A 16,143-nucleotide genomic window follows, 5' to 3' on the forward strand; every position below is an offset into this window, starting at 1 on the left:
CCCGCATCCGAACGCGTAGGCACCGAGAACGAATTGCCACAGTAGAGCGCCGATTGACTCGTTGTGACCCGTAAGTTCGAAAATCGTCACATCGCACACAAGTGGAATGCATCGTCCGCGGAACCAGTCCGCACGCGGCTCCGGCCCGGACGGCTTCGCGCTGCACGGTCTTCCGCCCCGGAAGCCGCCGCCCAGACCGCCGTCAGACCCGTCGCGTAGGCGCCGCCGCGGTCGGCGGTACGGCGGTCCCGCCGGCCTCCGTGCGCCAGGCGTCCGCGAGTTCGGCGGGGAAACGCCGGCCGCTGCGGGTGAGGACGACACCGGGGGCGAGTTCGACCTCGTCACCGGGACGGAAGGACCGGTCGGTCCCCGGCGGCAGCACCTCCCACGGGCCGGGCACACCCCTGCGGCCTGCCCTGCGCATCCGCGTTCCATAGGTGCTGACATCACGGACCAGGACCGTCCCGCCCCGCGCCGAGACCGCCACATGCCGACGGCTGACCTGCGCGGCGACCTCCGGCGACAGGAGGCTGTGCAGGGCGATGCCCTCCGGTCCCGGCAGCCGTCCGACATGCGCCTCGGAGCCCTCGTCGAGGGTGTAACGGGCCACGCAGGTACGGTCGATGACCACCTTGAGCTGTGCTGCGGCGGGCCTCGGCCCCTCGTCAGTCAGCGGGGTGCCGTGCAACTCGCAGGTGGGGACGCCGCGTCGCATGCGGGGCAGCAGGACGCGGTCGCCCCGGTGGACGTCGTAGAGCGTGCAACGGGGTTCCGGGCAGCGCCAGTTCCGCATGATGACCTCGGTCAACGGGGTGCGGGCCGGACCGAGCAGGCCCTGTTTCTTGAGGGCGGCGAGTTCCATGCGGTAGGAGATCTCGGCCTCCGTGCGTACGCCCATGTCCATGGGGACGAGAGCGACCGAGCCGTCGGGGCGGGGTTCCGGTCTGAGGAACTGCCAGGTGTTCCCCTGGATCCACGGGTGTTCGACACGGTGGTCGACGTACTGGTCGCCCGTGACGACCCTGGTGCCGGTCATCCGGGCCAGGTCCAGGATGCGTTCGTCGGCGTCGTCGACCTCCTCGACCAGCCCGTCGGCGACCCATCGGCGCAGCCTTTGGACCTCGGCCGGATCGCCGAACTCGCGGTGCCCGCCCAGCAGACTGGTGTCGGCGACGAGGTAGACGGAGACGTCGGGGTCCCCGGTGAGTTCCGTCAACGCCCGCAGGACCAGCCCGAGTCGGCGCAGGGAGCGCGGTCCCCGGGGGCCGATGGAGGTCTGGCGTACGACGTTGGAGAGTTCCACCAGATAGTCGGCACCCTCCGCCGAGGGGACCAGATGTTGTTCCATGCACGCCTCACAGTCCGACGAGACCCGTCAACTGCCTTGATTCTCCTGGACCTTCGCCACTTTTCCTTGATCTCCTCGGATACTTCCGGATGACCGGGTTGCACCGGTACGATCACTCGCCTGGCGAGGGGGGACGAACATCTTGAACAACGCTGGAAACGCTGGGCACTTGAGACCTCTGGGCCCCGACGACCCGCGGGAGGTGGCAGGTTACCGGCTGCTCGCCCAGATCGGCGAGGGCGGCATGGGGTCGGTCTACCTCTCGCGCACACGCGGCAACCAGCCGGTCGCCCTGAAGGTGATCCGCAGGGAGTACGCCCAGGACGAGGAGTTCCGCCGCCGCTTCGAGCAGGAGGCGACCTCCGCCCGCCGGGTGCAGGGCTATCACATCGTCCCGGTCGTCGACCACGACACCACCGGCCCACAGCCCTGGCTCGCCACCGTCTACGTACCCGGCCTCGCCCTGGACCGGGTCCTCGCCCTGCACGGGCCGCTCCCGCTGCCCACGGTGCTCCAGCTGACGGGCTGCGCGGCGGAGGCGCTGCACGCCGTGCACAAGGCCGGTGTGATCCACCGGGACCTGAAGCCGAGCAACATCCTCATCGGCTCCGACGGCCCCTGGATCATCGACTTCGGCATCGCACGGGCCGCCGACGCCACCCAACTCACGCGCAGCGGCGGGCTGATCGGGACCCCGCAGTTCATGTCGCCGGAGCACGCCAACGGCCAGGAACAGACCCCGGCCGCCGACGTCTTCTCCCTCGGCCTGATCGCCGCCGTGGCCGCTACCGGCCGCCATCCGTACGGCGACGCCGGGGCCATCACGCTGGCCACGAAAATCGCCAACACCGAGTTCCGCCCACCGGACTTGACCTCGTACCCCGAGCCGCTGCGCGCGGTCCTGGAGCGCACGCTGGCCGCCGACCCGGCCGCCCGCCCCGCGCCCTCAGAACTGGCCGCTCTGTGCCAGGAGTTGGGCGAACGCCCATTGCGGGACTTCACCGACTGGTTGCCGGCGTCGGTTGCGGCGGACATCGCCCGGCAGGAGCAACTCGCGGGTGAGCAAGGGGCGTTGGATCGGGGAGCGGGGGTGGCGGGGGCTACTGCGGGAGCCGGCGCGGCTTCGGCGAGCGCCGACGAGCCCGTGGCGGGTGCGGGTGACTCCGCGAGCGCGACGACCGTGCCTCCCGGCGATGCAGCGACCGTGCCTCCCGGCGGTCCGGCGAGTGCGGCAACCTTGCCTCCTGGTGGCGGGGCACATGGTTTCGGGCCACATGGTGCCGGGGCGCCCAACTCCCCCGCGCCCGGCGGCTACACGCCCACCCAAGCGTCGGGGCCCGGCGAGCCGACGCGGCAGCCGCAGCCGCCCTCCGGCCCCGCACCCTCGTTCCCGCCGGGGGCACCACCCTCCTCCCCGCCCTCGACCACCCCACCGGCCCACAACCGGACCCCGTTGGCGGTCGGCGCCGCCGCGCTCGCCGTGGTGGTCGTAGCAGCGGCGGCCTGGGTCTTCACCCGCGACGACAACAAGGACACCGGCGCGAAGGGGAGCACCGGGCAGACACCCTCGTCGGCGCCCACCGGCACCTCCGCATCCCCCTCCACGAGTGCGACGGCACCCGGCTACACCGCGATCTTCAAGGACAAGCCCCTCACCCTGCGCGCACAGTTCACGACGGGTCGCAGCTCGTACACCAACGTCGACCTGGACTCGCCGCGGATCGACACGCACGCCTCCAGCTCGACGACCGGAGCCGAGCTGCAGTACGCGGAGTGGGGCACCGCCCACAATCTGAACCTCGTGACGACCGCGGGAAAGAGCGCGGGCCCCACCCCCGAGGAGTGCGCCGAGGGTGCGTCGGCGAACGCTCTGCCCTCCCAACTCGCCGACGCCGACCAGGGCAAGGAGCTGACCAAGGGCACACTGCTGTGCACCGTCACCGACGAGAAGAACCTGGCGATGCTCAAGATCAAGGACGTCGTCGTCCAGACGGACGCCTCCGGCATCAAGGCCCGCGACTACGTCACCGAGCTGACGCTCTGGAAGACGGCCTGACAGTCGGGTCGGGCAGCGGCTCACCGGGCTCGCGGGCGGTGCCTTCCCCTCGATTACCCTTCCGCCATGACCAGCAGCGGAAGCCGCCCACGTGATCACTCGGTGCAGTCCGTCGACCGGGCGGTGTCGATCCTGCAGGTGCTGGCCACACGGGGTCCCAGCGGTGTGACCGAGATCGCCGACGAACTGGGCATCCACAAGTCGACCGTGTTCCGGCTGCTGGCGACCCTGGAGTCACGGGGCCTGGTCGAGCAGGACACCGAGCGCGGGCGGTACCGCATCGGATACACGATGGTCGAACTCGCCGCAGGGGCGAGCAAGGTGAACGACCTGTCCCTGCTGAGCCGTCCCGTCTGCCAGGAACTGGCCGCGGCCGTGGGCGACACCGTGAACGTGGCGATCCACGACGGGCACGACGTGATCACCATCGACCAGGCGATCGGCGCGGCGGCGATCACGAGCATCGACTGGGTCGGCCGGCGCGCCCCGCTGCACGCCACCGCGGCCGGCAAGCTCTTCCTGGCGCACATGACCCCCGACCGGGTCGCGGAGGTCTTCGCCAGGGGCGCGGAGAAGTACACCCCGCACACCATCGTCGACCCGACGACCCTCGCGGCGGCGCTGGAGACGATCCGCGAGCGGGGCTACGCCACCACGAGCGAGGAGCACGAGATCGGACTGGCGGCCATCGCCGCCCCGATCCGCGCCCTGGACGGCAAGGTCATCGGGGCCGTGACCCTGTCCGGACCGACCTTCCGCATCGACGAGGACACCGTGCCCGGTCTCGCGGAACAGCTGCTGGCGGCCGCCGCGAAGATCTCCTGGCGCCGGGGGTACGTGAAACGCGGATGAGCACCGTGGGCACGTGAAACGCGGATGAGCGCTGCGCGCACGGCGAGTTAACACGGCGGGCTCTTGACGGCCGGGGATTCCCAGCTCCACCATTTGTCTCGTATGGCGATGCTGTTTTGCATCGCGAAACAGACGCGCCACAGCATCCTTCGAGGAGCAGCCGTGCCCTCAGCCATCCTTGACCCCTTGCTCCAGCCCTTCCGGCTAAAACACCTCACCCTGCGCAACCGCGTGGTCAGCACCTCCCACGAACCGGCGTTCGGCGAGGACGGCATGCCCAAGGACCGCTACCGGGCCTACCACCTGGAGAAGGCGCGGGGCGGGGTCGGTCTCACGATGATCGGCGGCTCGGCGGTCGTCTCGCCGGACAGCCCGCCGGCGTTCGGCAATCTGCTCCTGTACCGCGACGACATCGTCCCGTGGCTGCGCCGGCTCGCCGCCGACGTGCACGAGGCCGGGGCCGCCGTCATGTGCCAAGTCACCCATCTCGGCCGCCGCACCAGCAACTTCACCGGCGACTGGCTACCGGTGGTGTCCGCCTCACCGCTGCGCGAACCCGCGCACCGCGCCTTCCCGAAGGCCGCCGAGTCCTGGGACCTGGACCGGATCGTCGCCGACTACGCTTCCGCGGCGGTCCGTTGCCGCGAGGGCGGCCTCGACGGCATCGAACTGGAGGCGTACGGCCACCTGTTGGACAGCTTCCTCTCCCCCGCGACCAACCACCGCGACGACGAGTGGGGCGGCGCTCTGGAGAAACGCATGGCGTTTCCGCGCCGGGTGATCCGCGCGGTGCGCGAAGCCGTCGGCCCGGATTTCATCGTCGGGATCCGGATGTCGCTGGACGAGGCACAACCCGGCGGCCTCACTTTTGACGAGGCGATCACCGCCGCCCAGCAATACGCCGCCGGCGGCATCGACTTCATCAGCACCATCCACGGCTCCATCGAGCGGGACGCGTCCCTGGCGAAGGCCATCCCGTCCATCGGCACCCCGCTCGGTCCGTACCTGGACTTCACCGGCGAGATCAAGCGACGCCTCCCCATACCCGTGATGCACGCGGCCCGCATCGCCGACGTCGCCACCGCGCGGCACGCCCTGCGCGAAGGACTGCTCGACCTGGTCGGCATGACCCGTGCGCAGATCGCCGATCCGCACCTGGTCGCCAAGGTGAAGTCCGGCCAGGAGGACCGCATCCGGCCCTGCGTCGGGGCGAGTTACTGTCTCGACGCGATCTACGACTCCGGCGACACCAAGTGCGTCCACAACCCGTCCGTCGGCCGCGAACTCCACCTGCCTCACCTCGTCCCCCTCACAACTGGCCGCCGCAGAAGGGCAGTTGTCGTCGGAGCGGGACCGGCCGGCCTGGAGGCGGCGCGGGTGCTGGGCGAACGCGGCCACGACGTCGTCCTGTTCGAGGCGAGCGACCAGCCCGGCGGGCAGATCAGGCTCGCCGCGTCGAACCCGCGCCGGGCCGACCTGATCCAGATCGTCGACTGGCGCCTCGCCGAGTGCAAGATTCTCGGCGTCGACCTACGCCTGGGCGCGTACGCCGAGGCCGACGACGTCCTCGCCGAACAACCCGACCTGGTGATCGTCGCCACCGGAGGCATGCCCAACCGCAGCTTCCTCACCGCCGGCGAGGACCTGGTCTCCGACACCTGGGACGTGATGACGGGCTCGCTGCGGCGTCCGAAGGGCGACATCCTGGTCTACGACGACCACGGCGGCTACCCGGCCATGGACGCCGTGGAGGTCCTCACCGCCTCGCCCGACCTCCGGATCGAGTACGTCACCCCGGAGCGCGCCCTCGCCCCCGACGTCGGAAGCATGAACTCCCCTGCTTACCTAAGGGCGTTCACCGCGCACGGTGTCACCATCACGCTCGCCCAGCGGCTGCGCTCCGTGCGCCGTACCGGGGACGGACGGCTGGCCGCGACCCTCTACAGCGAGTACACCGAGGCCGAGACCGAGCGGATCGTGGACCACGTGATCGTGGAGCACGGGACCCTGCCTGCGGACGAGTTGTACGTCGAACTCCTCCCCGGATCGCGCAACTTGGGCGAGGTCGACCACCGCGCCCTGCTGGCCAACGAGCAGCAGTCCGTGGTCCGCAACGAGGCGGGCCGCTACCAGCTCTTCCGCATCGGCGACGCCGTCGCCTCCCGCAACATCCACGCCGCGATCCACGACGCGCTGCGGTTGTGCCTGCCGGTCTGAGCGCCACCCCCGTCCGCACGTCAACTCCCCAGTCGTACCGGAGAGATGACCACTCGTACCGGAGAGATGAGATGAAGCAAGCGACCTCCGACGTCGGCGACCTCGTTGCCCGCCGTCCCGCCGGTCAGAGCCTCGAAGCCCCCTTCTACGTCGGCGAGGAGTTCTTCGACCTCGACATCGAGGCCGTGTTCGCCCGGAGTTGGCTGTTCGTGGCCGCCGAGGCGGAGCTTCCCGAGCCCGGCGACTATGTGACGGTCGACCTCGGGTCGTACTCGATCATCGTCGTGCGCGACGACGACGAGGACGTCCGGGCCTTCCACAACGTGTGCCGCCACCGCGGGGCGCGCATCCTCAACGAAGAGCGCGGCTCGGTGGGCAACATCGTCTGCGGATACCACCGTTGGACATACGGCGTGGACGGCAAGCTGCTGTACGCCGAGTCCCAGGCCCCCGGCTTCGACCCGTCCTGCTTCGGGCTGCGGTCGGTGCACGCGCGCACGGTGGCCGGGCTGGTCTTCATCTGCCTCGCCGAGGAGCCGCCGGAGGACTTCGACGAGGTCGCCGCCCGCATCGCGCCGTACCTCGCACCGCACCGCCTGGCCGAGGCGAAGGTCGCCACACAGATCGACCTGGTCGAGAACGGCAACTGGAAGCTGACCATGGAGAACAACCGGGAGTGCTACCACTGCGTGGGCCACCCCGAGCTCCAGGCCTGCTACTTCCCCATCTACGGCTACCAGGAGAAGGACCTCCCGCCCGCGCTGCGCCCCGCCTACGAGCGCTTCCTCGTGGCCGACGCCGAGGCCCGCGAGACCTACGACTCCCTGGGCCTTCCCTACGCCGAGATCGAGGAACTGGACACCCGGCCCACCGGTTTCCGCATCCAGCGCGAACCCCTCGACCTCGCCGGGGAGTCGTACACCCCGGACGGCACGGCCGCGTGCAAACGCCTCCTGGCGGACTTCCCCACCGCCCGCCTGGGCCGCCTGTCCATGCACATCCAGCCCAACTCGTGGTTCCACTTCATGGCCGACCACGCGATCACGTTCTCCGTGATCCCGCTCGGCCCGGACCGCACCCTCGTCCGCACCACCTGGCTCGTGCACGCCGACGCCGTCGAGGGGATCGACTACGACCTCGACACCCTCACGAAGGTGTGGAAGGCCACGAACGACCAGGACGCGGTGCTGGTCGCCCGCGCCCACCAGGGCATCAGCAGCCCGGCCTATCTGCCGGGCCCGTACGGCCCGACGGAGGAACAGGTCGAGGCGTTCGTCAACTGGTACGTGACCAGGCTCAAGGCGCACCTGGAGCTCCAGCCATGAGCGAGGACGAGGAGTTGCTGGTCTGCCGTCAGGTGCAGCCGGTCACGCACGACGTCTCCACGTTCGTGTTCGAGTACGCCGAACCCCGGCTGTTCCGGCACGACCCGGGCCAGTTCCTGACCCTGACCCTCGACATCGACGGCCGGCCGGTGCAGCGCTGCTACACCATCTCCTCGCCGCCCACCCGCCCCTTCCTGCTCTCGATCACGGTGAAGCGCATACCGGGCGGGCTCGTGTCGAACTGGCTGCACGACCACCTCGGGCCGGGCGACACCGTACGGGCACACGGACCGCTCGGCGACTTCTCCACGGCCCGGCATCCGGCGCCCAAGTACCTCTTCCTGTCCGGGGGTGTCGGGGTGACGCCGTCGATGTCGATGACCAGGACGCTGTACGACCTCGCGGACCCCGCCGACGTGGTGTTCGTGCACAGCGCGCGCACCCCGGCGGACATCGTCTTCCGCCACGAACTCGACCTCATCGCCGCGACCGCGCCCAACATCCGGATCGTCCACATCTGCGAGGAGGACCGCCCGTACGCTCCCTGGGGCGGACATCGCGGCCGGTTGACGATCGAGACGCTCCGGCAGATCGCGCCGGACTTCCTCGAACGGGAGGTCTTCACCTGCGGCCCCGCCCCCTACATGGCCGCCGTACGGCAGATGCTGTCGGACGCGGGCCTCGACATGGACCGCTACCACGAGGAGAGCTTCACCTTCGAGACACCGACCGCACAGGTCGCCGTCCTGCCCGCCACCGCTACGGAGACCGGTTTCAAGGTCGAGTTCACCCGCAGCGGACGCACCGTCGAGTGCGACGCCGACACCTCGCTCCTCGCCGCCGCGTCCAGAGCCGGCCTGAGCCTGCCGGCCTCCTGCGCGCAGGGCATGTGCGGCACCTGCAAGACGACCCTGCTCTCAGGCTCCGTCGACATGCGGCACAACGGGGGCATCCGTCCACGCGAGATCGCCCAGAACAAGATCCTGCTCTGCTGCTCGAAGCCGCTGGAGGACGTCGTGATCGACGCGTAAGGACCATCCCACCAGGTTCGGTCAGCGGACCTGCCGACCGAACGCCTCGTACGCCGCCTCGTCGAAGAGCACGAACGTGACCTCCTCGACCGATGTCTACGCCGCCCGCACGGTTTCTACGGCGATGCGCGCGGCGTCATCCATCGGCCAGCCGTAGATACCGGCGGACACGGCGGGGAACGCGACCGTACGGGCGCCGAGTTCGTCGGCGACGCGCAGCGACTCCCGGTAGCAGGAGGCGAGTTGCTCCGAGCGGTTCTCCTCGCGGGAGTACACGGGTCCTACGGTGTGGATCACCCACTGGGCGTCCAGTTCGCCCGCCGTCGTCGCGACCGCCTGGCCGGTGTGCAGCCCCTTGCCGTAGTGGGAAGCACGGAGTTTTCGGCAGGCCTCCAGGATCGCGGGGCCGCCCCGGCGGTGAATCGCCCCGTCGACTCCTCCGCCGCCCAGGAGGGAGGAGTTGGCCGCGTTGACGATCGCGTCGGCGGTCTGCCGGGTGATGTCGCCCCGGACGAGGGTGATGGTGACGGCGGTCATGACTGCCTCAGTCGTCGCCAGACGGCCTTCGCCGCGTTGTGTCCCGACATGCCGTGCACACCGGGGCCGGGCGGGGTGGCCGAGGAGCAGATGAAGACGGCCGGGTGCGGGGTGCTGTACGGGGAGAGGGAGAGTTTGGGGCGGAGGAGGATCTGGAGTCCGGAGACCGCGCCGGAGCCGATGTCGCCGCCCACGTAGTTGGCGTTGCGGGCGGCGAGTTCGGGTGGGCCCGCGGTCGCCCGGGCGAGGACGCGGTCGCGGAAATCCGGGGCGAAGCGCTCCAGTTGGCGTTCCAGGGCGTCCGTGAGGTCGCCGGTCCAGCCGCTCGGGACATGGCCGTAGGCCCAGAAGACGTGTTTGCCGGCCGGGGCCCGGGTGGGGTCCACGACGCTGGGCTGCACGGTGATCATGAACGGCTTGTCGGGGGCGCGGTTCTCGCGGGACGCGGCGCGCAGGGCGTTGCCGATCTCCGTGCTGTCGGCGCCGATCTGTACGGTGCCGGCGGTGCGCGCCTCCTTGGCGGTCCAGGGGACCGGGCCGTCCAGGGCGTAGTCGATCTTGAAGACGCCGGGGCCGTAGCGGAAGTTCTCGTAGTAGTTGCCGAAGCCGGCGATCTTCGCCAGGGCGGTGGGTGAGGTGTCGAAGACGTAGGCGCGGGCCGGGGGGAGGTCGTCGAGGCGCTTGACCTCGTAGTCGGTGTGGATCTCGCCGCCGAGGTCCTTCAGGTAGGCGGCCAGGGCGTCCGAGATGGACTGGGAGCCGCCGCGGGCCACCGGCCAGCCACGCGCGTGTGCCGCCAGTGCGAAGACCAGGCCGACGGCGCCGGTGGCGAAGCCGCTGAGCGGGGCCATGACATGGGCGACCAGTCCGGCGAACAGGGTCTTGGCGCGCTCGTCCCGGAAGCGGCTGGTCAGCCAGGTCGACGGGAGCAGGCCGGCCATACCGAAGCGGGCGAGGGTGACCGGGTCGCGCGGCAGCGCGGTGAGCGGCAGGGACATGAAGTCGCGGACCAGGGTGTCCCACTTGGGGAGGAAGGGCTCGACCAGCCTGCGGTACGTGCCCGCGTCGCGCGGTCCGAACGAGGCGGCCGTCTCCGCGACCGACCGCGACAGCACGGCGGCGCTGCCGTCGGTGAACGGATGCGCCATGGGCAGTTCGGCGTGCAGCCACTCCAGGCCGTAGCGCTCCAGGGGCAGGGCGCGGAACGCGGGCGAGCTGATGCCCAGCGGGTGCGCCGCCGCACAGGGGTCGTGGCGGAAGCCGGGGAGGGTCAGCTCCTCGGTGCGGGCGCCTCCGCCCACGGTGTCCCGTGCCTCGAACACGGCCACGGAGAAGCCGCGCCGGGCCAGCTCCACGGCAGCCGTCAGTCCGTTCGGCCCCGCACCCACCACGACCGCATCGAGCATCGACGGCACCTTCGGACCCCTTCGTCAGCCGATGGCAACTCGGGGTCAGGATATGCCGCGGGACTGACACTCCCGGGGTCAGCCCGTCAGTCGAGCGGAACCCGTGACCCTACGACGCCCTCAGCAGCTCCATGACGCGCCTGGCCGTCGCCGCGTCCCGGGCCGCCGTGAACGGCAGCGCGTTGCCGCCCGTGATGCGGAACGGCTCTCCGGTGAGGGTGAGGTGGGCACCGCCCGCCTCCTCGACGAGGAGCAGGCCCGCGGCATGATCCCAGGCCGCTTCCCAACTGAAGGCGGTGGCGTCCAACTCGCCCCGGGCGATGGCGAGATACTCCAGGCCGGCCGAGCCGCACGGGCGCGTGCGCACGCCGTCCGCCCACAGGCCGAGCAGGGCGCGCTTCTGGGCGTCCGTCGTGTAGTCCGGGTGGGAGGTGGCCACTTCGAGGTCCCGGCCGGGGTCCGGGGCACCGGAGCGCAGCCGTACGCCGTCGAGGAAGGCGCCGCCGCCCCGCACTGCCGTGGCGAGCTGGTCGCGGGCGGGCGCGTAGGTCCAGGACGCGAGCAGTTCGCCGTGCCGGGCGAGGGCGATCAGTGTGCAGAAGCCGGTCTCGCCGCGCACGAACTGCCGTGTCCCGTCGACCGGGTCGACTATCCAGACCGGGGCGTCGCCCTGTATCGCCTCGTACGTCTCCGGGTCGGCGTGCACCGCTTCCTCGCCGACGACGACGGAGCCGGGCAGGAGGTCGCCGAGCACCTGCGTGAGATACCGCTCGGCGTTGCGGTCGGCGTCCGTGACCAGGTCGTGCGGGCCGCTCTTCTGGTCGACCTCGTGCGCGGCGAGCTGCCGGAAGCGGGGCATGATCTCGGTCGCCGCCGCCTTGCGGATCGCTTCTTCGACGTCGGCCGTGTGCTGTACGAGAAACTCGTCGATGGTTTCGGTGTCTTCGATCATGCCTCCATGAGAGCACGCGTCACTGACAATCCCCACCCGCCCGGTGCACTCCGGGTGGAATCACCATGAACACCCGGATCCGGGGATCGGCGCTTTCGCGGGGGCCTCAGCGTCCCACCGCGTACCCCTGCATGCCCCGCGGATTCGCCGCCGCCGACAGGATTCCGGCCTCGGGGTCCCGGGCGACCGCGCACAGCCGCCCCTCGGACCAGGCGTCCCCGACGGTCACGTCGTGGCCGCGCCGACGGAGTTCCTCCACCACGGCCGCGTCCATGCGGGACTCGACCGTCACGCTCCCCGGTCGCATGCCGCGCGGGTAGAAGGAGCCGGGGAAGCTGTCGTTGTGCCAGTTCGGGGCGTCGATCGCACCCTGGAGGTCGAGGCCGCCGCGTACCTTCGCGCGCGTGGCGACCGCGAGGAAGAAGTGCAGCTGCCACTGGTCCTGCTGGTCCCCGCCGGGTGTGCCGAACGCCAGGACCGGCACTCCGTCGCGCAGGGCGAGCGACGGGGTGAGCGTGGTGCGTGGACGGCGGCCCGGGGCAAGGGAGTTGGGCAGGCCGGGTTCCAGCCAGGCCATCTGGAGCCGGGTGCCGAGGGGGAAGCCCAGCTCGGGCACCACCGGGTTGGACTGCAGCCAGCCGCCGCTGGGCGTGGCCGCGATCATGTTGCCCCAGCGGTCGACGACGTCGAGATGACAGGTGTCGCCACGGGTACCGCCGTCGGCGGCGACCCGCGCGACGGTCGGCTCCCCCGCCCCCATCGGGTCGAAGCCGGACTCCGGGGGCGCCACCACGCGCGCGTGCCCGCTCAGTCGCGGCGCGCGCCCTCCGGGGCTGCCCGGCCGCAGCTCGTACGACGCCTTCTCACCGATCAACTCCCGCCGCGCCGCGTTGTACTTCGCCGACAGCAACTCCCCCAGCGGTACGGCGTCCTCGCCCGCGTCCCCGTACCAGGCCTCCCGGTCGGCCATCGCGAGCTTGCAGCCCTCGATCAGCAGATGGACGTAGTCGGCCGATCCGTAGGCGGGCAACTCGGGCGGGAGCAGCGCGAGTTGCTGGAGGAAGGCCGGGCCCTGGCTCCAGGGGCCGGCCTTGCAGAGCGTCCAGCCGTTCCAGTCGTACGTCGCCGGCGCCTCGTAGGACGCGGACCAGGAGGCCAGGTCGGCGGCCGTGAGTGTGCCGGTGTGGCGCTCGCCGCTGGTGTCCATCGTGGGCCGCCCGGACTGCCGTACGAGGGCCTCGGCGATGAACCCGGACCGCCACACTTCCCGCGCCGCCTCGATCTGGGCCTCCCGGTCCCCCGCGTCGGCGATCTCGGCGAGCAGTCGCTTCCAGGTGGCGGCGAGGGCGGGGTTGCGGAACAGCTCGCCGGGCCGGGGCGCCTTCCCGCCGGGCAGGTACACGTCCGCCGACGAGGTCCACTCCTTCTCGAACAGCGCCCGTACGGTCTCGACGGTCGCTCCGACGTTGTCCACGCACGCGTGCCCGTCCTCGGCGTACCCGATGGCGTACTTCAGGACGTCGGCCAGGGACTTCGTGCCGTGGTCGCGGAGGAGCAGCAGCCAGGCGTCGAAGGCGCCGGGGACGGCCGCCGCGAGGGGTCCCGTGCCGGGTACGAGATCCAGACCGAGTCCCCTGTAGTGGTCGATCGTCGCTCCGGCGGGTGCGACGCCCTGTCCGCACAGCACCCGCACCTCCCCGCCCGCCGGGGCCAGCAGGATGGGCACCTCACCGGCGGGTCCGTTGAGGTGCGGCTCCACGACGTGCAGCACGAAGGCCCCCGCGACGGCGGCGTCGTACGCGTTGCCGCCGTCCTCCAGGACGGCCATCGCCGACTGCGAGGCGAGCCAATGGGTGGAGGACACCATTCCGAAGGTTCCTTGAAGAATGGGTCGGGTGGTGAACTGCATCCCTCACCTCGGCGTTCGCGTTGGCCGGTTCGTCGAATTATTCCGGACCGTACCCTCAGACCTCCTCCGCGACACCCGGCGACATCCCATGACGAATAAGCCAACGCGCGGCTACTAATTTATGTCCCATCAATGTATCCGTCACATTTCGGTCATGACCTCGCCACCGATGAGGCCTTGATGCCGTCGAAACCCATGGCGGCAGCGTTTTTTTCGTCAAATTTACAGGCGGCGCACCCCTGTACGCCTTCATGTGACGTGCCACACACGAGGTCGACGCGTGTTGTGACAAACGGCGGACTCTGGGTAATGTGGCGACGTACTTAAGGGGGAGTGCTTTTTGCTGCGCGAAAGACAGGTCAGGCTTTGAGTAATTTCACAGCCATAGCCCTGACGGGGGCTGCTCGAAAGAGCAGGGAGACTTCGTGATACTGGAAAACGCTTACGAAGCCATCACCGACAACGTCTATTTACGGCTCGGCGATATCATTCCCGAAAGCGATGTCTTTCTGAAACTGGAGGGGCTGAATCCGGGAGGCTCCATCAAGCTGAAGTCGGCCATCGGGATGGTCGAGGACGCCGAGCGAAACGGTCGATTATATTCGGGCGCGAGTCTCATCGAGTCGTCGTCCGGAAGCCTGGGGGTCGCCCTGGCCCTGGTGGCCGCGGGCAAGGGATATTCCTTCACCTGTGTCACCGACCCCAACGCGTCCACCTACAGCGTCAGCGTGATGCGCGCCCTGGGCGCGGACGTGGTGGAGGTGAACGGCCGGGACGCGAACGGAGGTTTCCTCGGTTCGAGGATCTCCTACATCCATGAGCGGATCGCCGCGGACCCGGGCCTGGTCTGGCTGAACCAGTACGCCAACCCCGCGAACCTCCGGGCGCACGCGAGACTCACCGCGACAGCGATCCTCGACGAGATCGCGTCCGTGGACCATCTGTTCGTCGGCGTCGGCACCTCGGGCACGCTCATGGGCTGCCTGGAGCACTTCCGCAGACACTCGCCGGCGACCCGCATCATCGCGGTGGACTCCGAGGGGTCGGTCACCTTCGGATTCCCGCCCGGACCGCGCCTCGTGCCCGGACTCGGGACCAGCAGAAAACCTGAGATATGCCAGGTGGCAGCACCTGATGACATCGTTATTGTCTCCGAGTCGGACGCGATCCGTGCCTGCCGTTCCTTCGCCCGGAAGGGCATCTTCCTGGGCGGATCCTCGGGGGCGGTACTGGCGGCCGTGTCGCGGATGTCCGGGCAGATTCCGCCGGGTTCGCGCGTGGTGGCCATCTCCCCGGATCTGGGGGACCGCTACGCGGACACCGTGTACAGCGACGACTGGGTCGTACGACATTTCGGGGCCGGGGTCCTGGAGACCCCCGAGTTGGCCCATCAGACGGGGGGTTGAGGTCAGTGTTCTCATTTCATGTGGTGGGCGGGCGGGACGCCCGGCAGGTCATTGCCCGGTCCCGCGGCGACATCATCGAGCAGGTACGGACGACCTATCTCCTGCACCACGACGGGCAGACCCTCAACCCGAACAGCTACTTCCTCCGTTTTCCGGAGAAGCCGAACTCCCGCATCATCGCCCTGCCCGCCTTTCTGGGCGGGGAGACGGGCGTGGCCGGCATCAAGTGGATCGCCAGTTTCCCCGACAACGTCTCCCGCAACGTGCCCCGCGCGTCGGCGGCACTGCTGCTGAACGACTACGACACCGGCTACCCCTTCGCCTGCCTGGAGGCGTCACAGATCAGCGCCGCCCGTACCGCCGCGTCGGCCGTGGTCGGCGCCGAGGCCCTGCACCGGGGCACCACGGCGGGGAAGATCGCGATCGTGGGTGCGGGGGTCATCGCCCGCAACATCGTCGAGTTCTTCCAGGCCGCCGGCTGGGAGGTCGGCCTCTACGCCGTGCACGACACCGTCCCCGACTACGCCGCGAAGCTGGTCCGGCACATCGGGACACACGGCGGAAAGGCGAGCGCCGAGCCGGAGTTGAGGGCCGCGGTGGACGGCGCGGACCTCGTGGTGTTCGCGACGACCGCGGGGGAACCGTACGTGCTCGAGGAGTCCTTCTTCGCCCCCGGGCAGAGCGTGCTCAACATCTCGCTGCGGGACATCGGGCCGGACATCGTCGCGAGCGCGCACAACATCCTGGACGACGTCGACCACTGCCTCACCGCGAACACGTCACCGCACCTGGCCCAACAGAAGTTCGGGCACCACGACTTCGTCGACGGAACCCTCGCCCAGCTGCTGACCGGCGAGATCTCCCTCGGCGACGGCAAGCCGCGCATCTTCTCGCCCTTCGGCCTGGGGGTTCTCGATCTCGCCGTCGGCATGCACGTCTACCGGTCGGCCCTGGAGGACGGTTCGGCGGTCGCGATCCCCGGATTCTTCGGCGAGACCGAACGCTGGTGATCCCAGGGGTACCCGCACCGACTCCGGTCGCGCCCCCCATCGACATCGCCCCACCCACAGACTCGGCGTGCCCCGTGCGGTTCCGGCACGCCCC

General features: G+C 70.0%; 11 protein-coding genes and 1 pseudogene. 7 read left to right on the forward strand and 5 right to left on the reverse strand.

Annotation, left to right across the window (positions count from 1 at the left end):
* Positions 1-202: 202 nt before the first annotated feature.
* A complete protein-coding gene (locus tag OO70_RS31690) occupies positions 203-1,348 on the reverse strand; it encodes an FHA domain-containing protein (protein WP_043678686.1) in 1,146 nt (381 codons plus the stop codon).
* A 244-nt stretch (positions 1,349-1,592) separates the two neighbouring features.
* Here OO70_RS31690 and OO70_RS31695 point away from each other — a divergent pair, with 244 nt between their 5' ends.
* From OO70_RS31695 to OO70_RS31715, 5 genes are all read left to right on the forward strand, one after another.
* Positions 1,593-3,404, forward strand: coding sequence for a protein kinase domain-containing protein (locus OO70_RS31695; protein WP_407702849.1), 1,812 nt, complete (start codon positions 1,593-1,595; stop codon positions 3,402-3,404).
* A 102-nt stretch (positions 3,405-3,506) separates the two neighbouring features.
* Positions 3,507-4,256: an IclR family transcriptional regulator gene (locus OO70_RS31700; protein ID WP_043678691.1), complete on the forward strand. Its 750-nt coding sequence runs from the start codon at positions 3,507-3,509 to the stop codon at positions 4,254-4,256.
* A gap of 162 nt (positions 4,257-4,418) precedes the next feature.
* Complete coding sequence (locus tag OO70_RS31705; RefSeq protein WP_043678693.1) at positions 4,419-6,473, forward strand: NADH:flavin oxidoreductase; 2,055 nt, start codon at positions 4,419-4,421, stop codon at positions 6,471-6,473.
* A gap of 71 nt (positions 6,474-6,544) precedes the next feature.
* A complete protein-coding gene (locus tag OO70_RS31710) occupies positions 6,545-7,798 on the forward strand; it encodes an aromatic ring-hydroxylating oxygenase subunit alpha (RefSeq protein ID WP_043678695.1) in 1,254 nt (417 codons plus the stop codon).
* Entirely contained in the window at positions 7,795-8,829 is a 1,035-nt protein-coding gene (locus tag OO70_RS31715; RefSeq protein WP_043678697.1) for a hybrid-cluster NAD(P)-dependent oxidoreductase, read from the forward strand. The genes OO70_RS31710 and OO70_RS31715 overlap by 4 nt, the downstream gene beginning before the upstream one ends.
* A 21-nt stretch (positions 8,830-8,850) precedes the next feature.
* Here the strand turns inward: OO70_RS31715 and OO70_RS31720 are convergent.
* From OO70_RS31720 to OO70_RS31735, 4 genes and pseudogenes are all read right to left on the reverse strand, one after another.
* Positions 8,851-9,366: pseudogene (locus OO70_RS31720) on the reverse strand (O-acetyl-ADP-ribose deacetylase).
* Entirely contained in the window at positions 9,363-10,772 is a 1,410-nt protein-coding gene (locus tag OO70_RS31725; RefSeq protein WP_043678699.1) for a phytoene desaturase family protein, read from the reverse strand. Before OO70_RS31725 ends, OO70_RS31720 begins: the two are co-directional and overlap by 4 nt.
* 109 nt (positions 10,773-10,881) lie before the next feature.
* Positions 10,882-11,724, reverse strand: coding sequence for an inositol monophosphatase family protein (locus OO70_RS31730; RefSeq protein ID WP_043678701.1), 843 nt, complete (start codon positions 11,722-11,724; stop codon positions 10,882-10,884).
* Between the two features lie 106 nt (positions 11,725-11,830).
* Positions 11,831-13,633 carry a gamma-glutamyltransferase family protein gene (locus OO70_RS31735; protein WP_043678703.1) on the reverse strand — a complete coding sequence of 601 codons (1,803 nt, stop codon included), beginning with the start codon at positions 13,631-13,633 and terminating at the stop codon, positions 11,831-11,833.
* Between the two features lie 425 nt (positions 13,634-14,058).
* Here OO70_RS31735 and sbnA point away from each other — a divergent pair, with 425 nt between their 5' ends.
* On the forward strand, positions 14,059-15,039 hold the full coding sequence (gene sbnA, locus OO70_RS31740; RefSeq protein ID WP_051741810.1) for a 2,3-diaminopropionate biosynthesis protein SbnA: 981 nt from the start codon (positions 14,059-14,061) through the stop codon (positions 15,037-15,039).
* A gap of 5 nt (positions 15,040-15,044) precedes the next feature.
* Positions 15,045-16,049 (forward strand): 2,3-diaminopropionate biosynthesis protein SbnB, encoded by a 1,005-nt coding sequence (gene sbnB, locus OO70_RS31745; RefSeq protein WP_043678705.1) that lies wholly within the window; start codon positions 15,045-15,047, stop codon positions 16,047-16,049.
* The last annotated feature ends 94 nt before the right edge of the window (positions 16,050-16,143 follow it).

Origin of the sequence: Streptomyces xylophagus (assembly GCF_000716435.1) — a bacterium.
GTDB lineage: Bacteria > Actinomycetota > Actinomycetes > Streptomycetales > Streptomycetaceae > Streptomyces > Streptomyces xylophagus.